At 69.0% G+C, this 19156-nt stretch carries 19 protein-coding genes and 4 pseudogenes; 11 read left to right on the forward strand and 12 right to left on the reverse strand.

Annotated features, from left to right (window positions below):
* Positions 1 to 349 (forward strand): annotated as a pseudogene (locus HN013_RS25275) (hypothetical protein); the annotation flags it as partial.
* 230 nt (positions 350 to 579) lie between these two features.
* Here the strand turns inward: HN013_RS25275 and HN013_RS25280 are convergent.
* Positions 580 to 1592: pseudogene (locus HN013_RS25280) on the reverse strand (IS5 family transposase).
* Between the two features lie 154 nt (positions 1593 to 1746).
* Here HN013_RS25280 and HN013_RS33275 point away from each other — a divergent pair.
* On the forward strand, positions 1747 to 1926 hold the full coding sequence (locus HN013_RS33275; RefSeq protein ID WP_312018711.1) for a DUF397 domain-containing protein: 180 nt from the start codon (positions 1747 to 1749) through the stop codon (positions 1924 to 1926).
* Position 1927: 1 nt separating this feature from the next.
* Here the strand turns inward: HN013_RS33275 and HN013_RS25295 are convergent, their stop codons facing one another.
* Positions 1928 to 2278: a helix-turn-helix domain-containing protein gene (locus tag HN013_RS25295; protein WP_171170086.1), complete on the reverse strand. Its 351-nt coding sequence runs from the start codon at positions 2276 to 2278 to the stop codon at positions 1928 to 1930.
* Between the two features lie 77 nt (positions 2279 to 2355).
* Between HN013_RS25295 and HN013_RS25300 the strand changes: the two genes are divergently transcribed.
* The 3 genes from HN013_RS25300 (at position 2356) to HN013_RS33280 (ending at position 4601) form a co-directional block, all read left to right on the forward strand.
* Positions 2356 to 3012, forward strand: coding sequence for an NADPH-dependent F420 reductase (locus HN013_RS25300; RefSeq protein WP_171170088.1), 657 nt, complete (start codon positions 2356 to 2358; stop codon positions 3010 to 3012).
* Between the two features lie 251 nt (positions 3013 to 3263).
* Entirely contained in the window at positions 3264 to 3398 is a 135-nt protein-coding gene (locus tag HN013_RS33750; protein WP_283247684.1) for a hypothetical protein, read from the forward strand.
* Positions 3399 to 3812: 414 nt separating this feature from the next.
* Positions 3813 to 4601 carry an SMI1/KNR4 family protein gene (locus tag HN013_RS33280; RefSeq protein WP_249375383.1) on the forward strand — a complete coding sequence of 263 codons (789 nt, stop codon included), beginning with the start codon at positions 3813 to 3815 and terminating at the stop codon, positions 4599 to 4601.
* 3 nt (positions 4602 to 4604) lie between these two features.
* Here the strand turns inward: HN013_RS33280 and HN013_RS25310 are convergent, their stop codons facing one another.
* The 4 genes from HN013_RS25310 to HN013_RS25325 all read right to left on the reverse strand — a co-directional run bounded on the left by HN013_RS25310 (position 4605) and on the right by HN013_RS25325 (position 7580).
* Positions 4605 to 5024, reverse strand: coding sequence for a transposase (locus HN013_RS25310; protein WP_312018715.1), 420 nt, complete (start codon positions 5022 to 5024; stop codon positions 4605 to 4607).
* The gene (locus tag HN013_RS25315) at positions 5020 to 5283 is read right to left on the reverse strand and encodes a hypothetical protein (protein ID WP_212764791.1); all 264 of its coding nucleotides are present in this window, start codon (positions 5281 to 5283) and stop codon (positions 5020 to 5022) included. The genes HN013_RS25310 and HN013_RS25315 overlap by 5 nt, the downstream gene beginning before the upstream one ends.
* Positions 5284 to 5682: 399 nt before the next feature.
* Positions 5683 to 6030: a hypothetical protein gene (locus tag HN013_RS25320; RefSeq protein ID WP_171170091.1), complete on the reverse strand. Its 348-nt coding sequence runs from the start codon at positions 6028 to 6030 to the stop codon at positions 5683 to 5685.
* A gap of 584 nt (positions 6031 to 6614) precedes the next feature.
* Positions 6615 to 7580, reverse strand: coding sequence for a YafY family protein (locus HN013_RS25325; RefSeq protein ID WP_171170093.1), 966 nt, complete (start codon positions 7578 to 7580; stop codon positions 6615 to 6617).
* Between the two features lie 95 nt (positions 7581 to 7675).
* Here HN013_RS25325 and HN013_RS25330 point away from each other — a divergent pair, with 95 nt between their 5' ends.
* Positions 7676 to 8041 carry a VOC family protein gene (locus HN013_RS25330; RefSeq protein ID WP_171170095.1) on the forward strand — a complete coding sequence of 122 codons (366 nt, stop codon included), beginning with the start codon at positions 7676 to 7678 and terminating at the stop codon, positions 8039 to 8041.
* A gap of 94 nt (positions 8042 to 8135) precedes the next feature.
* Positions 8136 to 8333 (forward strand): annotated as a pseudogene (locus HN013_RS25335) (IS481 family transposase); the annotation flags it as partial.
* 359 nt (positions 8334 to 8692) lie between these two features.
* On the opposite strand, the pseudogene HN013_RS33290 reads toward HN013_RS25335, so the two are convergent.
* The 5 genes and pseudogenes from HN013_RS33290 to HN013_RS25355 all read right to left on the reverse strand — a co-directional run.
* A pseudogene (locus HN013_RS33290) lies at positions 8693 to 8779 on the reverse strand (cold shock domain-containing protein); the annotation flags it as partial.
* A 399-nt stretch (positions 8780 to 9178) separates the two neighbouring features.
* Positions 9179 to 9784 carry a hypothetical protein gene (locus tag HN013_RS25340; RefSeq protein ID WP_171170097.1) on the reverse strand — a complete coding sequence of 202 codons (606 nt, stop codon included), beginning with the start codon at positions 9782 to 9784 and terminating at the stop codon, positions 9179 to 9181.
* Positions 9748 to 9909: a hypothetical protein gene (locus HN013_RS25345; protein ID WP_171170100.1), complete on the reverse strand. Its 162-nt coding sequence runs from the start codon at positions 9907 to 9909 to the stop codon at positions 9748 to 9750. Before HN013_RS25345 ends, HN013_RS25340 begins: the two co-directional genes overlap by 37 nt.
* Positions 9910 to 10113: 204 nt before the next feature.
* A complete protein-coding gene (locus HN013_RS25350) occupies positions 10114 to 10368 on the reverse strand; it encodes a hypothetical protein (RefSeq protein ID WP_171170102.1) in 255 nt (84 codons plus the stop codon).
* A 456-nt stretch (positions 10369 to 10824) separates the two neighbouring features.
* Positions 10825 to 12465, reverse strand: coding sequence for a metallophosphoesterase family protein (locus tag HN013_RS25355; RefSeq protein WP_171170104.1), 1641 nt, complete (start codon positions 12463 to 12465; stop codon positions 10825 to 10827).
* A 138-nt stretch (positions 12466 to 12603) separates the two neighbouring features.
* On the opposite strand from HN013_RS25355, the gene HN013_RS25360 reads away from it, so the two are divergent.
* The 4 genes from HN013_RS25360 (at position 12604) to cimA (ending at position 18500) form a co-directional block, all read left to right on the forward strand.
* On the forward strand, positions 12604 to 13644 hold the full coding sequence (locus HN013_RS25360) for a 3-isopropylmalate dehydrogenase (protein WP_171170106.1): 1041 nt from the start codon (positions 12604 to 12606) through the stop codon (positions 13642 to 13644).
* A gap of 210 nt (positions 13645 to 13854) precedes the next feature.
* A complete protein-coding gene (locus HN013_RS25365; protein WP_171170108.1) occupies positions 13855 to 14940 on the forward strand; it encodes a branched-chain amino acid aminotransferase in 1086 nt (361 codons plus the stop codon).
* A gap of 263 nt (positions 14941 to 15203) precedes the next feature.
* Positions 15204 to 16535, forward strand: a complete 1332-nt coding sequence (locus HN013_RS25370; protein ID WP_171170110.1) for an MFS transporter — start codon at positions 15204 to 15206, stop codon at positions 16533 to 16535.
* 342 nt (positions 16536 to 16877) lie between these two features.
* Complete coding sequence (gene cimA / locus HN013_RS25375; RefSeq protein WP_171170111.1) at positions 16878 to 18500, forward strand: citramalate synthase; 1623 nt, start codon at positions 16878 to 16880, stop codon at positions 18498 to 18500.
* A 41-nt stretch (positions 18501 to 18541) separates the two neighbouring features.
* On the opposite strand, the gene HN013_RS25380 is transcribed toward cimA, so the two are convergent.
* Positions 18542 to 19150 carry a YceI family protein gene (locus HN013_RS25380; protein WP_171170113.1) on the reverse strand — a complete coding sequence of 203 codons (609 nt, stop codon included), beginning with the start codon at positions 19148 to 19150 and terminating at the stop codon, positions 18542 to 18544.
* Positions 19151 to 19156: the final 6 nt, after the last annotated feature.

Here is a 19156-nt window from a genome sequence, read left to right on the forward strand (position 1 = left end):
GCTCAGCGGCTACAGCCAACTGTCCGCGGCGGCCAAATCCTGGGAGAACGCCATCCAGATCAGCGCAGGCGAGTTCACCGGCAAGCCCACCTCCGACCTCCTCATCCAGTGGAAGGACGGCGAGACCAGCGTCTTCCCGGGCGTCGACGCCAAGGGCTACCACGGCCGCACCAAGATCCGCGAAGCAGGCACCGCCTGGAAGAACGCCCACATCCTGACCACCGGCGCCTTCACCCACAATGACGACCGCGTCAACGACATCCTGATCAGCTGGAACAACGGCAACCTCGGCCTGTACCCCGACATCGACGCAAACGGAGACCACGGCGGCATCGAACTCCTCAAGTGAAGACGACGCCCCGCTCGTGACACTGTCCGTCTTCCGGGGTAGGTAGTTCTCCGGCAGCCTGTCCGCGCAGCTGATGCTCGGCCTAGTATGCGGGCTGTTCTTGATGACCTGGACGCTGTACCTCCAGCGTGTCCTGGGAATGAGTCCGCTGATGGCACCAGTGAGTACGGTTGCGCTTGACGAGTCCATAGCTGCCTGGCGTAAGAGTACCCATAGAGCTCGTAACAGGATCATGGTTTGCGGTTGTTGAGGCGTCTCCAGCAGATGAGGCCGCAGGCCAGGGAGACGAGGGCGTCGTGGAGTTCGAGCCGTCGTTCCCAGCGGACGGCCAGGCGTTTGAACTGGTGCAGGAGCGAGAAGGTCTGCTCGACGACGTAGCGGAGCTTCCCCAGCCCCTCGATGTTGGGTGCGCCTTTGCGGGAGATGACCGGCAGGATGCGGCGCTTGCGCAGTTCGCGGCGGTTGGGGTTGCTGTCGTAGCCCTTGTCGCCGAGCAGGGCGTCNTTGAACTGGTGCAGGAGCGAGAAGGTCTGCTCGACGACGTAGCGGAGCTTCCCCAGCCCCTCGATGTTGGGTGCGCCTTTGCGGGAGATGACCGGCAGGATGCGGCGCTTGCGCAGTTCGCGGCGGTTGGGGTTGCTGTCGTAGCCCTTGTCGCCGAGCAGGGCGTCGGGGCGTCTGCGTGGGCGTCCGTGCCGTCCGGCGACAGGCGGGATGCCGTCGACGAGTGCGGGGGTCTGTGTGACGTCGTTGACGTTGGCCGCGGTGGTGATGACCTTGAGCGGGGTGCCCTTCCCGTCGCGGATCAGGTGGTGTTTACTGCCCGTTTTCCGGCGGTCGACCGGCGACGGGCCGGTCCCGGCTCCCCCTTTTTNTTTTTCGCGCGGATGTGGGAGGCGTCCACACACGCACGGGACCAGTCGAGCTCGCCTGCGGCGTGCAGTTTCGCGAGCAGGACGCGGTGCAGCCGGTCGAAAACGCCGGCCTCGTGCCGGCGGCCCAGCCGTCGCCAGCAGGTCTGCCCGGAGCCGAACCCCAGCTCCGGCGGGAGGAGTTGCCAGCTGATGTCCTGGTAGAGCACGTACAGGATGCCTTGCAGGCACAGCCGGTCGGACACCGGTCTCGGCCCCGGCGACCGCTCGGGCCAGGCCGGCAGCAACGGCTCGATCACTGCCCATAGTTCGTCGTCCACGATCCACGGCCGCTTCCTCACGCCATCACGAACGGCCGGAACACCGCCCACGTCACGGCCGACCAGCCACGATCAACAAGATCGTGTTACGAGCTCNTCACTGCCCATAGTTCGTCGTCCACGATCCACGGCCGCTTCCTCACGCCATCACGAACGGCCGGAACACCGCCCACGTCACGGCCGACCAGCCACGATCAACAAGATCGTGTTACGAGCTCATAGCGAAAACGACGACGGTTGCATCGAGATCGCCGAGCAGTTCCCCGGCATGATGCCCGTCCGGGACTCCAAGGCGCCCGACCGCCTCCCGATCGTCGTCCCCCGCGCGGCCTGGTCCGCGTTCGTGACCGCCGTGGCCGCCACGGACGGCAAGCTGTCGGCGTAGGTCACCCGCCCATGCGCTCCTGGGCGGCCATGACCTCGTCGCCGTGCTCGAAGGCCCATGTGCCGAACGCGTCGATCGGACCGAGCAACGTCCGCCCAAGAGCGGTGAGTTCGTACTCGACACGAGGTGGCGCTCCGCCGTGGACGTGCCGGGCGACCAGCCCGTTGAACTCCAGCCGCCGCAGCGTCTCGGTCAGGACCTTGGGGCTGATGCCGCCGATGTGGTCGCGCAGTTCGCCCGGACGCCTGGGACCGTCCCGCAGGGCCCAGATGAGCACGGCGTTCCAGGTGTTGGAGAGGAGGTCGAAGGCGAGGCGGGCGCGGCAGTCGGCGATGTAGGCGTCGGTCGTCACGTACCAAATGGTGCCTGACGGTTTTCCTAGTGTCGTCCCCGAAAGCGATGGGAACAGACGCGGGAAGGGACGTATCGATGAAGATCGGTGTACTGGGAACGGGCAACATGGCTGACGCACTGGCCACGCAGTGGGTGCGGGCCGGGCACGAGGTGTTCATCGGCGGCCGGAACGAGCAGGCGGCCCGGAAGCTGGCGACGCGCATCGGCGCGGCGGGGCACGGGGGGCTGCGGGCGGCGGCCGGCTTCGGCGAGGTGGTGCTGGTGGCGCTGCCGTACGGGGTGGGAGCGGACGTCGTGAAGGAGCACCAGTCCGCGCTGAGCGGGAAGGTGCTGCTCGACTGCGCGAATCCGATCGGCCCCGGCTTCGGGTTGCTGACGGAGGGCGGTCCTTCGGCCGCCGTCCGACTGGCCGAGGCGGCGCCGGGGGCGCATGTCGTCAAGGCGTTCAACATTTGCCACGAGAGCGTGTGGCGGAGGACGCCGCCGGTCTTCGACGGTCAGCCGCTGACTGTTCCGGTCTGCGGTGACGGCGAGGCGGCGCTCGCACGGATCCACGAGCTGGTGCGGGACGTGGGCTGCGAGCCGGTGGCCGGGGGCGGGCTGGACCGCGCCGGGCTGCTGGAGGCGACCGCCCTGCTGTTCATCTGGCTGTGGGTGGCGGAGCGGGCGGACGCACGGGCGGTCGCGCCGCCGCTGGCCTACGCGACGGGTCAGCGGGCCGAGAGCGCGTGAGACCCGGGGGGTGGCCCGCGCGGCCGGGTCCGGGCGCGCGGGCCGTCTCAGATAGTAGGAAGCCCGAGTAAATGTGGCGACAGAGCGGGAATGCTGGCTTAGCGTGGAGGAAGCCGAACGTCCCGCTCCATCGAGCGACGGCGGTCGCGGCCGGGCGCGTCTGTGCAGGTGATCCCTGTGGCGCCCGAGCCCCCGCCCCTTCTCCGGCTCTTCGCATCCCTCGCAGGACTCTTCCAGAGGAGACGTGACCCATGGCCGAGACCACTGCCGTCCGCAAGCCCCGCCGCACCCGCCGCGCCGACCGCGACACCGACCGCCTCAACGCCGCCGCCGCCCTCCAGCGCGCCCTCGACCGCCGCGACAACGGGGGCCCTGCGGGCCACTGACGGCGAGGGGGCGGCCGAGCCGCCCCCCCCGGCCCCGGTCCCGGGCGGCGGCCGACCTCCGGCGGGGCCGGTCGGCCAAGAGCCCGGCGAGCAGTCCCGCCGGCAAAAAGAACCGGCCCTCCCCGCTGGCGGCGATACCCCGAGCGGGCGCCACCGCCGCGCACTGAGCCGGGAAGCCGAGTCATGACCTGCGGCATTCCGGTCCCGTGTCAGGACCCCGGGGCATCCTCCTCGGTGAGGGTCTCCCGCCGGCGGAGGATCGATCCCGCGACGACGCGGGTGACGATGGCCGGGCTGTGGCGGGCTCAGCGAGAGCCGGAGGGTTCTTCGAACGTGGCTGTGGCGGGTATTTCATGATGGCCCGGTTGGAGCCGGTGGATGTTGGTGTCCCTATGACCGCGTAGGGTCGGCCGGATGGATGACGGGTTCGATGTGGCTCGGGCATTGGCCGGTGGTTGCCCGGACCGAGTGGGCGCCTGGGAGTTTGTCAGAGAGTTCGCGGCGTCCTGGGCCACCCCTTTGACCTCGGCCGATGGGTTCTCCGCCGGTGAGGTGCAGCAGGCGGAGGAGCGGTTGGACCTGCGGCTGCCGGTTGCTCTGCGGGAGGCGTACGGGTTGTTCGGCCGACGCGGTGACCTCGTTGCGCGGCAGGATCCCCTCCTTGAGCCGGATGAGCTGCTTCTCGATCCTTCTGGTCAGCTACTGGTCTTCCGCAGCGAGAACCAGGGTGGTGCGGGCTGGGGGGTGCGTCTGACCGACCTGTCGAGGGAAGACCCGCCGGTAGCTCTGTTCTCCGATCACTTGCCGCAGCTCACGACGTGCTCGTTTCTGGACCGTGTTTCGCTGGCCTGTGTGGAGATGGTCCTGAGCGAAGCCGTCATGGCGAGGTCAGGCGGGCCGGAAGGACGGGCCTGCCGGGCATCAAGTGCGGTGGTTACCGTCGTGGAGGCCGAGTTCGCACCGGTTCCGCTGCCACCGCACCCGGCATGGTTCGAGCCGATGGGACCGCCCGTGCGGTGGTTCTCCTCGCCCGGCCTGGTGCTCCGGCTCGAACCCGGATCCGTGGGCATGGACCTGGTCGTGATCGGAAGGGCAGAGACTGATCTTCAGCGTGCTCTCGACTCGATCCCAGGTGAGTGGCCTGCTGCCTCGCCTGCGCTGACGGACCCCACCGACGGTTGGGACATGGCGTTTCCCTTCTGATGTTCATGGCGACTGAGCAAGGGCGAGGGTCGTCAAGAGACCGAAGGAAGCTCGTCCGTACGACCGGCGTTTGATCAATTCATGTGGTGTGACCTGGCCCTCGACCACTCCTGAACTCCAGTTCAGTGTGAGGCTGTTCACTACGGCGGCCCATTCGTCCTGAAGGAAGGCCGCAAATCCCTGCACCGGCTGTGGCCCCTGGTCGAGGGGGAGTGCCATCCAGTGCGTGAGGTCGTGCCCGCGGCGTTCCCGGGCGATGGCTGCTGAACTGGACTCGTAGGCGAGATCGCGGGCGGTTGCCAGGCCGGGGCATACGGCCAGGAGTTCGGTTGAGCTGCTCGCGCCGGGCAGGCGAAGGGTGCCTTGGATGCTGATTCGGAATAATTGTTTGGGAGGGTTGCAGAATGGTGGATCGTGATCAATTGATCGAAGCCTTCTTCGGGGGTGTGGTTACTGCCCCTTCGGCGGCCGTGCAGGCGGCGAGCCGGGTGTAGACGTCGGCGTCGTCGGGCACCGGTAGGACCGGGCTGAACGGGCCCTGTTCGCTGCGGGCCTCTGGCGGCGCAAACTTCGGGAATGCCTCGAGTGCCTGCGCGGCAAGGTCGGGGTCGAGTTCGGCGAGCCGCCCGGTGGCGTGCGCGAGGTCCCAGGAATACTGACAGGGCAACGGACAGCAGAACAACGGTAATTGGTAGTCCCTACTCGAGGTCCGTATACCCACCGTCTATCGCACGCTGACCGGCATGGCAGAAGGCGCAGATCCCCAGCAGGGACGTCACCGACCGAGCGCCGGTCGGCTCCGTCGATCTCAGGGCGTTCGACGACGACGGCCGAGCGTACGGGATTCACGCGTGCCACCACTGCCTGCCGTGGCACGCGGAAGTCGTAGTTGTCGAGGGAGAGATCCTCGTCAGGGAGTGGCACGCCGTGGGCTGCCCGCAGTTCCAGCAGCTCATCGAGGACTGAGGACGTCGCCCTGCAGGGCACGAGACTGAGCCCGCCTTGAGCACCATCCCATCGAGGTGAGTTCCCGGTCCAACGGTCCGGGAACCGTTCATGTCGTGGTCAGGGCAGTCTCCCGTCAGCCAGTGCCCGGCTCAGCCGGGCGCTGCTGCCCTACGTCGAGCGCCGCGTCAACGAAGGCCCGTACAACGAGCGCGGCCTCGGCTGGCGTCACGTCTTTCACCCACCGTGCCGTGTGCCGCCCGCAGGCCAGCTCGAACCGGAGCACCTCCTGGGCGGTGTCCACCGGGTACCGGGCGTACGCCTGGTGGTGGCACCGCCCATGGTGCTCGGTCTCCTCCAGGTGCGCACGGACCACCTCAACCTGGAACCTGCGGGTCAGGGTCCGCTGGTCCGTACAGCCACGGCACTCCAGGAGGTGCAGAGCGCCACCCTCCCGCCGGAGGAAGAGTTCCGGGATGCCCATGCCTTCGAGGGTGTTACACCTGGCGCACAGAGGGCCGCGGACGAAGCCGTGGTCGTGCGCGCGACATCGCCGATGACGACATGGCCGTGGCGGCGCAGGGACACCATGTGGAAGAGGTCGTCCGGTGCCAGGGGCACGGCGGAGTTCTGCGTGAGGTCCGCGAAGAGGGTGCGGGCGTAGTCCGGTGTGATGAGCGGCATGGCCGGATGGTGGCAGCAAAATCTGACAATAACCCCCAACATGCCGCACATGTGCACGAATTATCGTACGTGCATACGGCGCGGGCTGCGCGAACGTCCGGATCTGTCCACAGGCAATCCGTGGTCCCTGGAGGCATGACCGATCATGAGAAGCAGCAGCCGGCCCCGCGCCGCGGCAAGGTCCTGGACGCCCTCGTCCGGGCGGAGCGCGCGACTGTCACCCGGTCCGCGCCGAGATCCGCAAAGGCTCAGGTGAAATTCCTTCTCACGCGCGTCAAGGGTTCCACGAGGGCCCTGGCGGAGCGTCTGGGTGTCTCGCACCGGACCGTGGAGCGCTGTACCGACCGGGGACATTGATCGAGAGCAGGGCGTGTCGCTTGGCAGTCACGAGGCTGGGGCCGAGTGTCTTTCAGCCAGGTCCTTGGCAAGCTGGCTCATGCGTTTGCGGGCTGTCTCCGGGGTGAGTATCTCGATGTGGTCGCCGAACTGGAGGAGCTGACGCACTGACTCGATGTCGGGGTAGCGGACGACGACGGTGCACCAGCCGTTTTCCGTGTCGGAGACATCGTGGATGCGGGTGCCGAGGATGCGCCGTGCCAGGTCGAGGCCATTTTCTCGCAGACGGACGGTCACGCTCACGCGACCTGGCCTCTCGGTGCGTTCCTTCAAGGCAGCCCACCTGGTGCGGAGGGTCTCATCCGGTCGGAGAACAGCTGGCGCGTCGAGTTGTTCGTAGGCCGAGAGCCGTTCCAGAGCGAACAGCCGACCGGTCCCCTGGTCGTCGGCGATGAGATACCAGCGGCCTGATTTCGCCACGATCCCGTACGGGTCGACCACCCGCGCCGAGGCCTGTTTCTCGGCGCTGCGCCGGTACTGGATTCGCAGCCGGCGTCGGTGTCGCAGGGCCGAGGCCAGATCCGATACGTCCACCGCCGGCTTTGAGTCAGCAAGCCACGCGTTGCTGTCCACCAGTACCAGGTCCGCCAGCCGCAGCAGGCTCGGCGACTCAGGTGCTGCGGCCTGGCGGGCGGCGATCTTGCGCGCGGCCGACTCCTGCACCGCAGACAGGCCCATGAGCTCAAGTTGCGCGCTGTCCAAACCGGCCACGGAGAGGACCTCCAGCTCTGGTGGTTCCAGATGGGATGCGTTGAGCCGTGCACCGGGGAGCAGAACGATCCCACCGTTCCGCCCGCGTTCGGCATAGACAGGCACACCTGCTGCAGAGAGCGCCTCGACATCCCGCAGCACAGTCCGCCGGGACACCTCCAGACGCTCGGCGAGCTCGGTGGTGGTGATGCGCTGACGTGCCTGCAGGAGCAGCAAGAGGTGCAACAGCCTCGAAGCCTTCATACTGACCAATGCTCACAGAAAAGGTGACAGGTTCTGTCGCGATTAGGCGATCAACTGGAGCGGTACCGAGAATTCGACGATCTGAGGAGCGCTCTGTGCCCGCCCCCAACCTGTTCCTGATCTACGTCCGCAACGCCGAGGCCGCTACGGCCTTCTACAGCGATCTGTTCGAGATCGAACCGACCTTCACCAGTACCCACTACGTTGCTTTCGAGGTAGCCCCCGGCGTCCTGTTCGCGTTGTGGACGGGGGGCAGCGAACACGCGGTCCCGACCACCCCTCGCACGAGCGAAGTCGGGCTGATGGTGCCAGGAGCAGCGTCCGCAGTTGACGAGATCTTCACGAGTTGGGTCTCGAAGGGAGTCCATGTCGTGGAGGAGCCGTACGACGCTGTCTTCGGCCGCACGTTCGTGATCACGGACCCCGACGGCAACCTCATCCGGGTCTCCCCGGTGGACTGATCTGCACGACCCCTACCCACTATGTTCGTTCTCGAAGGGCCGGCCACACACGATGGCCGGCCCTTCAACCTGTCCAGCTCAGACATGTCACAGTGGATGGCGCTACGTCGGGCGACGGCAAGGCGAGAAGAACCGCTCGGCCACTCCCGACAGGCCGAAGAGCAAGTGGGGCAACCCGAAACTCGGCTACGCCTTCATGCACACGATCATCGACGACCACTCACGCGTCGCATATACCGAGGTACACGACGACGAGACCCCCATCACCGCCGTCGGGGTGCTGCAACGAGCAACTCCGGCACACTCTCGGCCACCGGCACCACCCCCGAGCATCAGACCGGCAGCATCGCCCGAACCAACGAACCAGTAAGGCAACGGCATTGGCTTTAGTCCACCGGTCATCGCCCACAGCCTGGTCTCGGGACAGCACAGCTCTCCTCCACTCGCCAACCACGCGATCCGTGAACCTTCATCAACGGCCGTGCCGACACCGGACGCACGATCTTCGGGTACGCCGTCCGGCCGTGCGCCAGCTATGGAGGTGAAAGGCCCCGGACTCGACCGGTCAACGGGGCATCGCCGAACGCCCCGGTCGAGGGTGCGAAGGCACCGTGAGCCGCGGGGGACCGTGGGTGTGCGTCGTTGTGGATGTCAGGCAGGCCGAGGCGCGATGGCCACCGCGCGGTAGTCGTACCCGTCCTGCTTGAAGCCGGGGGCTTCCCACGTGAGGTCGACCTGTGAATAACGGGTGAGGACCGAGCCGGGCACAGTGGTGGTACGAACCCTCCGTGTTCCTGGGGGCTGCGCGAGGGGGCGGGGTCTATGGGGCACGAGGGTCTCCCTTCAACCGGAGGGCGATCAAACCTCGTTCGAGTGATGAGCGCATCTTCATTCGGCGGGTCGGGTAATGCAGTCGACAGCACCACATCAAGAAGGTGCGTCCTCGTCAACGCGGCTTATCTGAAAGGGAGTTCTCCCATGCTGCTTGCCCCACTTCTCGCTCCGGTCACGGCTTTGGTCGGCGCTGCTCTCGCGCTCATCGGCTTGTTCCGCTGAGAGCTTCTGCCAGTAGGTCGGCGGACGCGTGGTGTGCGGGGGCGTGCCCACGGATACTCTCAACGATCACGTTGCGGGCTCTCAGCACACATGTCCCGTCATGGTCGTCGCCCAGCGCATCCCGGCGACCATGTGCTCCAGATAGCCCGCGTCGCTGACCGTCACCACGATCTCCGCGTAAGGGAGTTCGGAGAAAGGCCGGTCCCTCAGGAGCTCCCATGCGCCGAAACCGTCCAGATCGGCTGGGCCGTCCGGCTCCTCCGGATTCCAGGGCTCGTCCGGGTCCTCCAGTGCCGCCACCTCACTCAGCAGCGGGACGTTGCGGTACGGGCTGATGTCGTAGGAGGTCACGATGTCGGCGGCGCGTTGTGAGAACTCCTCGGCGTTGGCGGACGTACGCACGGAATAGCCGGGGCGGATGCCGCCGCTCAGCTTGTACACGTCTTTCGCTTTGCGCCGGGGTTCGAGGACGGTCTTGCCGTCGTCCGCGAGCAGGTACCCGTCTTGGGTAACCCTTATCTCCTTACCGAGGATGAGTTCGTGGAGTTTCGGGAACTCGTCCTTCAGTCGCATGCCCGCCACGATGGCCTTTCCCTGCTCCACGGTGAAGGGGTATCGCTGCCCGCCACGCTGCTCGGCGACTTCGTTGTTCAGAGCCCCGCTTTCCAGGTGCCACCAGCCGTCCACCAGGAGAGACAGGGGAAGGCTGCCTCCTGCGGCACCCATGGGATGTCGGGGTTGATGATGTGCACCCTCCCACGGAGGGTCGAGCCTTCGACGGAGTCGACGGACACGGTGAAGATACTGGTCATGCCGGGGCGCCTTTTCAGCCGGAAGCTGTGCTCACGCTTGATCCACCAGTCGGTCCGGATCGTAGGCGCTCCCACTGACACTTGCTCCTGGCGCCAACGAGCGCGTGTGGGGACCGGGGCACGGGACAGATCTCCCCACCGTGCGGCTGCCTTCCGCCGCCCGCACCCAACGGCGGTACCGTCGGGTGCGGGCGGCGCGGGCGGCTACACCCCCGGCAACGGCACCGCGCCTGTCGCGAGCGTCGGGACCACGGTCAGCATGTGGTCCAAATCCTTGATCACTCCTGACGTTCCTTTCAAGAGGTCGCTGACGGGGTCGGGGTCGGCCTGCGGGGCAGCCGCGACGGTCCGGGCTTGCGGGGCGGTCGCAGCGGTTGCGGCGGTGCCGGTGGCTCCGACGAGGAGCGCGGCGCAGGCGGCGGTGGTCGCGGCGACAGCGAGAGGCTTGTGCGTACTCATGGCTTGCCTTCCGTTCTTCTGTCAGGCGTTTCAGCCCTTGTCCGCAGCCTTTGGGCTGCGGGCGCTTGCCGTTCGGCGGCTCTTGCTCAGCGGCTGTTGATATCAAAACTACGCCTCCAGAACCCTGTCGGCTTCGCGAGAGCACGGGCAGAGGAGTACGGACAGGCGCACGGACTCCCACGCACGCCCAAGCCCTGGTCAGGCGCCGGGACGCCGCCACAAGGCATCATCAAGTCCCGTAGCTCTTACTGAGCTTGAACTCGGATTGCCGCAGTGCGCTGTCCGGCGCGGAGGGTCCAGGTTCCTGGGCGGCGTCAGCGGTGACTAACGCCGCCCACGGCCCCGACCGTCGGCATCAATGTCGTGCGCACCTCGCTCCTCCAGCCGCTCGAGCGCACCACCGAACTCGCCGGGCCCTTCGGCGCGGACCTGACCGCCAAGGCGGGTGGGGGTCCCTCAGCGCCGTCCCGCCACCTCGAAGTGGTCCACCCGCTTCCCGCTCTCCGCGAGGGCGCTGACGCGCAGGCGGGGGCGGGTGCCCGGTTCGGATTCGATGGCGAGGAAGGAGTGGCCCGTGTAGCGGACGCGGGACCATTCGACTCGTTCGGGGGCCTTCACGCGGCCCTTCTCCCAGTGATAGCTGGCGACGCTTTCGAGGTCGTGGACGTGGCCTTCGTAGCTGTCGGGGACGGGGAAGTCGTAGAGGTCCGCGCCGGCGCCGCCGGCGGTGACGTAGACGATGCCGTCGCGGGCGGGTTCGACCGTGGCGCCGATGGGGACGCGGCGGCGGACGCGGCCGGCGCGGAGGGCGTCGGTGCGCTCGTAGACGTGGTTGTGGCCGTTGATGACGAGGTCGACGCGGTGCTTGTCGAAGAGGGGGAGCCAGGCGTCGCGGACGCCACCGTCGGAGGCGTGGGCCTTGGTGGTGGAGAAGGCGCAGTGGTGGAAGAAGACGACGACGAAGTCGACCTCGCGGTGGGCGCGCAGTTCGCGGAGGCGGCGGTCGAGCCAGGCCGTCTGACGGCCGCCGCTGTGGCCGGTGTTGGCGGCGATCTCGTACGAGACGTCGTTGGCGTCGAGGGCGACGACGCCCACGTTGCCGTAGACGAACGAGTAGACGCCCGGCGCGTTCCGCCGGTCGAAGCCGTTGGCGGGGAGCGTCCAGCGGGCGCTCTGGCCGCCGTAGCCGTTGGGGGAGTACCAGGCCTCCATGTCGTGGTTGCCGGTGGTGACCATCCAGGGCACGGTCCGGGCCACGGACTCCGTCTGGGCGAGGAACAGGTCCCAGACCCGCGCGTCGTACACGTCGCCGGGCCGGCCGGCGCCGCTGCTGTCGGCGTAGCAGATGTCCCCGGCGTGCAGATGGAACGCCGGGTCCTGTCCGAGGAGCAACTGGTCGTTGCCGAGGGCGTGGTAGCTGACCCCCTGGTCGCCGAAGGCCGTGAAGGTGAACTTCTCCGGGCGGGCGGGGGCGGTGCGGAAGGACGCGACCGTGCCCAGGTGGCGGGCGTTCGCCGGGTCGAAGCCGGTGTGGCCGACGCCGTAGTAGTACGTGGTCCCGGGGCGCAGGCCGTCCAGTGCGGCGTGCAGGTAGTACTGGTCGACGGCGGGCAGCTTCCGGGCGAGCGGCGGGGTGTGCAGGTGCCGTACCTCGGCCTCGACGCGGCGGCCGAGGTCCCAGGGCTTGAGCCCGACGCGCAGGAACGGCTTGCGCACCGCGAAGGGCACCTGCCACGAGACGCGCATCTGGGTGCGCGGGTCCGCGCCGAAGGCCAGGTGCCGGCCGAAGGGGGCCACGAGGGCGCCGCTGACCCGGCCGGTGGCTCTCGCCGTGACCAGGGTGGGGGTCAGGGCGGGGGCCGGGGCAGGGGAGACCGGGGTCCCCGGGGCGGGGGGAGCCGCCACCGCTTCGGGACCGCCGCCCAGCAGTCCCGTACCGCCGCCCAGCAGTCCCGTCCCGGCGACCGCCCCGGCCGTGACCGCGCCCGCGCGCAGCAGACCGCGCCGGGTGAGCTTGCTCCGCAGGTACTCGTGCTGCTCCGGCATGGTCATGCGCTCGGCGAGACGGCCGGGAATGCCTACGCGTGGGGTGTCCATGCCGGGAACGTGCCAGCAAACGCCGGTCCCGTCACCCACTTACGCCGAATTCCGTCGAACTGGCCCCGGCCGGTCGACTGCCGTCCGCATGGTGGACATCGAGTGTCATCCCGTGGGACGAAGGAGTACGGTCCCGTCATGTCTCGCAGCATGCGCCTCGCAGTGATCCCCGGTGACGGCATCGGCCCCGAAGTGGTGGCCCAGGGCCTTCGCGTCCTCACGGCCGTCCTCCCCTCCGACGTGAAGCTGGAGACCCGGGAGTACGACCTCGGCGCCCGGCGCTGGCACGCGACCGGGGAGACCCTTCCGGACGACGAGCTGGAGTCCCTGAAGCAGCACGACGCGATCCTGCTCGGCGCGGTGGGCGACCCCTCCGTGCCCTCCGGGGTCCTGGAGCGCGGGCTGCTGCTCAAGCTGCGCTTCGCCTTCGACCACTACGTGAACCTGCGCCCCTCGAAGCTCCTCCCCGGCACCGCCACCCCGCTCGCCGGCAGCCCGGCCGTCGACTTCGTCGTGGTCCGCGAGGGGACGGAGGGCCCGTACACCGGGAACGGCGGCTCCCTGCGCACCGGCACCCCGGCCGAGGTCGCCACCGAGGTGAGCGTCAACACCGCCTACGGCGTGGAGCGCGTGGTGCGGGACGCCTACGCGCGGGCCCAGGCCCGGCCCCGGAAGAAGCTCACGCTGGTCCACAAGAACAACGTCCTGGTACACGCCGGTCACCTCTGGAAGAACATCTTCGACCGGGTGGGCCGGGAGTTCCCCGAGGTCACCACCGACTACCTGCACGTGGATGCAGCGACGATCTTCCTCGTGACGCAGCCGGAGCGGTTCGACGTGATCGTCACCGACAACCTCTTCGGCGACATCCTCACCGACCTCGCGGCGGCCGTCAGCGGCGGCATCGGAACCGCCGCCTCCGGGAACATCAACCCCGACGGCACCTTCCCGTCCATGTTCGAGCCGGTCCACGGCTCCGCCCCCGACATCGCGGGCACCGGCACGGCCGACCCCACGGCGACCGTCCTCTCCGTCGCCCTCCTGCTCCAGCACCTCGGGTACGCGGAGGAGGCGGCGCGCGTCGAGGCCGCCGTGGCCCAGGACCTCGCCGAGCGGGCCGGGGCCGCCCGTACCACCGAGGAGACCGGCAGCGCGCTCGTCACCCTCGTATCGGCCTGACCCGTCCGCCCCTCGCGCGCGGCCGGTGTCCCACCTGTCCCACCGGGCCGCGCGCGCCCTCGGCGTTCGCACAGGCATTTCGCTCCACCCCCCGTCCGAGCGATAATCGGACGCGGGGCCGCGAATAGAGGCGAAGAAGCTCGGACGTCCCGACCGGTCGGGACGGCGTGAGCGCGGTCCGCAGCACCTGAAAGTTAAGGACACGCACCCATGACCACGCCCACGATCGAGCTCAAGCCCTCGTCGCAGCCGCTGTCCGCCGCGGAGCGGGAGCGCATTCTCGCCGACCCCGGGTTCGGCCGCCACTTCACCGACCACATGGTCACCATCAAGTGGACCGACGGGGTCGGCTGGCACGACGCCCAGCTCGTGCCCTACGCGCCGCTGTCCATCGACCCGGCGAACATGACCCTGCACTACGGGCAGGCGATCTTCGAGGGCCTCAAGGCGTACCACCGCCCCGACGGCACCGTCGCCACCTTCCGCCCCGACGAGAACGCCAAGCGCTTCCAGGCCTCGGCCCGCCGGCTGGCCATGCCCGAGCTGCCCGTCGACACCTTCATCGAGGCGTGCGACGCCCTGGTGCGCCAGGACCGCGCCTGGGTCCCCGCCTCCGGCGAGGCCTCCCTCTACCTGCGCCCCTTCATGTTCGCCACCGAGGCCGGGATGGGGGTGCGGCCCGCGAAGGAGTACCTCTTCGTCATCATCGCCTCGCCCGCCGGCGCCTACTTCTCCGGCGGCATCAAGCCCGTCTCCGTCTGGCTCTCCGAGGAGTACGTCCGCGCCGCTCCCGGCGGCACCGGCGCCGCCAAGTGCGCGGGCAACTACGCCGCTTCGCTCGTCGCCCAGGCGCAGGCCGCCGAGAAGGGGTGCGACCAGGTGGTCTGGCTGGACGCCGTGGAGCGCCGCTGGATCGAGGAGATGGGCGGCATGAACCTGTACTTCGTGTACGGCGACCGCATCGTCACTCCTGAGCTCACCGGCTCGCTGCTGCCCGGCATCACCCGGGCGTCGCTGCTGCGGATCGCCGAGGACCTGGGGTACGAGGTGTCCGAGGGGCGGATCTCCGTGGACGACTGGAAGAACGGTAACGCGGACGGGTCGCTCACCGAGGTGTTCGCCTGTGGCACCGCTGCTGTCATCACGCCGGTGGGGTCGGTGAAGTCCGCTCGGGCGGACTGGACGGTGGGGGATGGGGAGCCGGGTGAGGTGACCATGCGGTTGCGGAAGGCGCTGCTGGATATTCAGACGGGTGCGGTTGAGGACAGCCACGGTTGGATGCACCAGCTGGGGTGATTGGTTGGGGTGCCCCGGGCCCTCCCTTTCACCGTTTCTGCGGGGGGTGCCCCGCGCCCCCTTGAAACCGCGCTTCGCGCGGTTGTCCTCAATCGCCGGACGGGCTGAAATCAGCCCGTCCGGCGATTGAGGACGCGCGCCGCAGGCGCGCTCCGGCCCGCGCAGCGCCACGTCAACCCGCGACCGCAACGTACGCAAGTACGCGGGATCGTTGCCAGACAAGCCTTGTCCGGACACTCGCCGTTCCGTCACCGTTGCCGTCCATGGGACAGCACTGGAAGAAGATCTGGGTCGGCTCGGCCGGCAACATGGTCGAGTGGTTCGACTGGTTCGTGTACGCCAGCTTCGCGACGTACTTCGCGGGCTCCTTCTTCCCCGAGGGCAATGAGACCGCCAAACTGATGAACACGGCCGGCATCTTCGCCGTCGGCTTCTTCATGCGCCCCGTCGGCGGCTGGCTGCTCGGCAGGGTCGGCGACCGGCGCGGCCGCAAGGCGGCGCTGACCCTGACGGTGACGCTGATGTCGGCCTCGGCGGTGCTGATCGCCGTCGCGCCGACGTACGGGGTGGCAGGCTACGGCGGCGTCGCGGTCCTGCTGGTGGCCCGGCTGCTGCAGGGGCTGTCGGTCGGCGGGGAGTACGCGGCCAGCGCGACGTATCTGACGGAGGCGTCGGCGCCGGGCCGCCGAGGCTTCGCGTCGAGCTTCCAGTACGTGTCCATGACGGCGGGCCAGCTGGTCGGGCTGGGCATCCTGATCGTGCTCCAGCACACGCTCACCAGCGACCAGTTGCACGAGTGGGGATGGCGCATCCCGTTCGCCGTCGGGGCGTTGGGCGCGGCTGTCATCTTCTACCTGCGGCGCAACATGCTGGAGACGGAGACCTACCAGGAGGCGGACGACACTCCGCAGGACGACCGCGGCACGGTCAAGGCGCTGCTGCGGCACAAGCGCGAGGCGCTGCTGGTGATCGCGCTGACCATGGGCGGCACGGTGGCGTACTACACGTACACCACCTACCTCACCAAGTACCTCTCCAACACCGCAGGACTGCCCAAGCAGACCGCCACCCTGGTCAGCTTCTGCGCCCTCCTCGTCTTCGCCGTCCTCCAGCCATTCGCCGGCGCCCTCTCCGACCGGATCGGCCGCCGCCCGCTGCTGATCACCTTCGCCGTGGGCTCCACCCTCCTCACGGTGCCGATCATGACGCTGCTCAAGCACGCCGGGTCCTTCTGGCCCGCGCTCGGCCTCTCCCTCCTCGCCCTGATCGTGGTCACCGGCTACACCTCCATCAACGCCTGTGTGAAAGCCGAACTCTTCCCCACCGGCGTCCGCTCGCTGGGCGTCGCGCTGCCCTACGCCATCGCCAACGCCGCCTTCGGGGGCACGGCGGAGTACGTCGCCCTGTGGTTCAAGAACAGCGGCATCGAGTCCGGCTTCCCCTGGTACGTGGCGGGGTGCGCGGCCGTGTCGCTGGTGGTGTACCTGACGATGCGGGAGACCCGGGACATCGACCTGAAGCACATCGGCGCGACGGCGCCGGGGGCGCGGGCCGAGGAGCCCGAGGGGCCCGAGGAGGTGGTCGCCGCGTCGTGAGGAGGCCCGCCCTCCTGCCCGCCCTCCGGTGCCGCGTCCGCGCCGCTGCCCGCATGGCGAGACGGTTCCGCCCCAGCGGCGGCGGCTGTGCAAGACTGCGTTCGTGTTCTCGCTCGCCATGATTACGGGCAGCAGGCGCGCCGGTCCGCAGTGATCGCCCCGTATGTACCTCGTACGGCGCGATCACCGTCGTCCCTGACCCGCGCGCAGACCTCTCGCACCCGCGAGGGGTCTTTTCGTTTCCGGCCCACCCTTCGCCGGGAGCGGAGCACGCGGGACCATGGAGGGACGGCGGAGCCGGTCATTCCGGTAGACCGAGATCCCGACAGGAGCCACAGCAGCATGACGGACACTCTCACGGACGCCCCCGAGGCGGCCCCGTCCGACGCGTTCCACGTCTTCGACACCACGCTGCGCGACGGCGCGCAGCGGGAGGGCATCAACCTCACGGTGGCGGACAAGCTCACCATCGCCCGGCACCTGGACGACTTCGGCGTGGGGTTCATCGAGGGCGGCTGGCCGGGGGCCAACCCCCGGGACACCGACTTCTTCCGGCGCGCGCGGGAGGAGATCACCTTCCGGCACGCCCGGCTCGTCGCCTTCGGTGCCACGCGCAAACCGGGCGTCCGGGCGGAGGACGACCCCCAGGTCGCCGCGCTGCTCGCCTCCGGCGCCCCGGTCGTCACCCTGGTCGCCAAGGCGCACGACCGGCATGTGGAGCTCGCCCTGCGCACCACGCTGGAGGAGAACCTCGCGATGGTCCGGGAGACCGTCGCCCATCTGCGGGCCCACGGCCGTCGGGTGTTCGTCGACTGCGAGCACTTCTTCGACGGCCACCGCGCCAACCCGGGCTACGCCACCGAGGTGGTCCGCGCCGCGCACGAGGCGGGCGCCGATGTGGTCGTGCTCTGCGACACCAACGGCGGGATGCTCCCCGCGCAGGTGACGGAGACCGTGGCCGCCGTGCTCGCCGCGACCGGCGCGCGGCTGGGCATCCACGCGCAGGACGACACCGGCTGCGCGGTGGCCAACACCCTGGCCGCCGTGGACGCGGGCGCGACCCATGTGCAGTGCACGGCCAACGGGTACGGCGAGCGGGTGGGCAACGCCAACCTGTTCCCGGTCGTGGCCGCGCTGGAGCTCAAGTACGACCGCCGGGTCCTGCCGCCGGGCAAGCTGGCGGAGACGACCCGCGTCTCGCACGCCATCGCCGAGGTCGTCAACCTCACGCCGTCCACCCATCAGCCGTACGTGGGGGTTTCGGCCTTCGCGCACAAGGCGGGGCTGCACGCCTCGGCGATCAAGGTCGACCCGGACCTGTACCAGCACATCGATCCCGAACAGGTCGGCAACACCATGCGGATGCTGGTCTCCGACATGGCCGGCCGGGCCTCGATCGAGCTCAAGGGCAAGGAGCTCGGCATCGACCTCGGCGGCGACCGGGAGCTGATCGGCCGCGTCGTCGAACGGGTCAAGGAGCGGGAGGCGCAGGGCTACACGTACGAGGCGGCGGACGCCTCCTTCGAGCTGCTGCTGCGCCAGGAGGTGACCGGGAGGGCGCTGCGCTACTACCGCGTCGAGTCCTGGCGCGCCATCGCCGAGGACCGTCCCGACGGCACCCACGCCAATGAGGCGACGGTCAAGCTCTGGGCCAAGGGCGAGCGCATCGTCGCCACCGCCGAGGGCAACGGCCCGGTCAACGCCCTCGACCGGGCCCTGCGGGTGGCCCTCGAACCCTTCTATCCGCAGCTCGCCCGGCTGGAGCTGACGGACTACAAGGTCCGCATCCTGGAAGGCAGTCTGGGCACCGGCTCGATCACCCGCGTGCTGGTCTCCACGAGCGACCAGGACGGGGAGTGGTCCACGGTCGGCGTCGCCGAGAACGTCATCGCGGCGTCCTGGCAGGCGCTGGACGACGCCTACGCGTACGGGCTGTGGCGCGCGGGCGTCGAACCGCGGGAGTGAACGCCGGGACTGAACGCCGGGAGTGAGCGGCGGGCGGGGGCTCAGCCCTGGGGCGTGGCGCGGACGGCCGAGATGTCGAAGGTCAGCTTCACCTTGTCGCTGATCATGACACCGCCGGCCTCCAGGGCCGCGTTCCAGGACAGGCCCCAGTCCGAGCGGAGGATCTCGGCGCGGCCCTCGAAGCCGACGCGCTCGGTGCCGTAGACGTCGGTGGCCGAGCCGTTGAACTCCAGGTCGATGGCGACGGGACGGGTGACGTCCTTGATGGTGAGGTCGCCCGTGACGCGGTAGACGTCGCCGCCGAGAGCCTCGGCGGCGGTCGACCGGAAGGTCATCAGCGGGAACCGCTCGGCGTCGAAGAAGTCGTCCTTGAGCAGGTGCGCGTCGCGGTCCTTCATACCGGTGTCCACGCTCGCGATGGTGATGTCGAGGGCGGCGGTGGAGCGGGAGGGGTCGCTGCCGTCGAGGTGGAGGGTGCCCCGGTGCTCGGCGAAGGAGCCCCGGACGTTGGTGATCATCGCGTGGCGCACGGTGAAGCCGATGCTGCTGTGGGTCGGGTCGATGGTCCAGTCGCCGGTCAGCGCCGCCAGGGCGGGGTTGACGGGGGCGGCGGCGGGCTGGGCGGCGGACTTGCGGGTGAAGGGGCCCATGACGTG

The sequence above is a fragment of the Streptomyces sp. I05A-00742 genome (assembly GCF_013055795.1).
GTDB lineage: Bacteria > Actinomycetota > Actinomycetes > Streptomycetales > Streptomycetaceae > Streptomyces.

Coding starts and splice junctions, on each gene's coding strand:
- HN013_RS25300 (WP_171170088.1), top strand. CDS start 2,356: ATGAAGATCGGTGTACTGGGAACGGGCAACATGGCTGACGCACTGGCC.
- HN013_RS33750 (WP_283247684.1), top strand. CDS start 3,264: ATGGCCGAGACCACTGCCGTCCGCAAGCCCCGCCGCACCCGCCGCGCC.
- HN013_RS33280 (WP_249375383.1), top strand. CDS start 3,813: ATGGATGACGGGTTCGATGTGGCTCGGGCATTGGCCGGTGGTTGCCCG.
- HN013_RS25320 (WP_171170091.1), bottom strand. CDS start 6,030: ATGGGCATCCCGGAACTCTTCCTCCGGCGGGAGGGTGGCGCTCTGCAC.
- HN013_RS25325 (WP_171170093.1), bottom strand. CDS start 7,580: ATGAAGGCTTCGAGGCTGTTGCACCTCTTGCTGCTCCTGCAGGCACGT.
- HN013_RS25345 (WP_171170100.1), bottom strand. CDS start 9,909: ATGACCAGTATCTTCACCGTGTCCGTCGACTCCGTCGAAGGCTCGACC.
- HN013_RS25350 (WP_171170102.1), bottom strand. CDS start 10,368: ATGAGTACGCACAAGCCTCTCGCTGTCGCCGCGACCACCGCCGCCTGC.
- HN013_RS25355 (WP_171170104.1), bottom strand. CDS start 12,465: ATGGACACCCCACGCGTAGGCATTCCCGGCCGTCTCGCCGAGCGCATG.
- HN013_RS25360 (WP_171170106.1), top strand. CDS start 12,604: ATGTCTCGCAGCATGCGCCTCGCAGTGATCCCCGGTGACGGCATCGGC.
- HN013_RS25365 (WP_171170108.1), top strand. CDS start 13,855: ATGACCACGCCCACGATCGAGCTCAAGCCCTCGTCGCAGCCGCTGTCC.
- HN013_RS25370 (WP_171170110.1), top strand. CDS start 15,204: ATGGGACAGCACTGGAAGAAGATCTGGGTCGGCTCGGCCGGCAACATG.
- cimA (WP_171170111.1), top strand. CDS start 16,878: ATGACGGACACTCTCACGGACGCCCCCGAGGCGGCCCCGTCCGACGCG.
- HN013_RS25380 (WP_171170113.1), bottom strand. CDS start 19,150: ATGGGCCCCTTCACCCGCAAGTCCGCCGCCCAGCCCGCCGCCGCCCCC.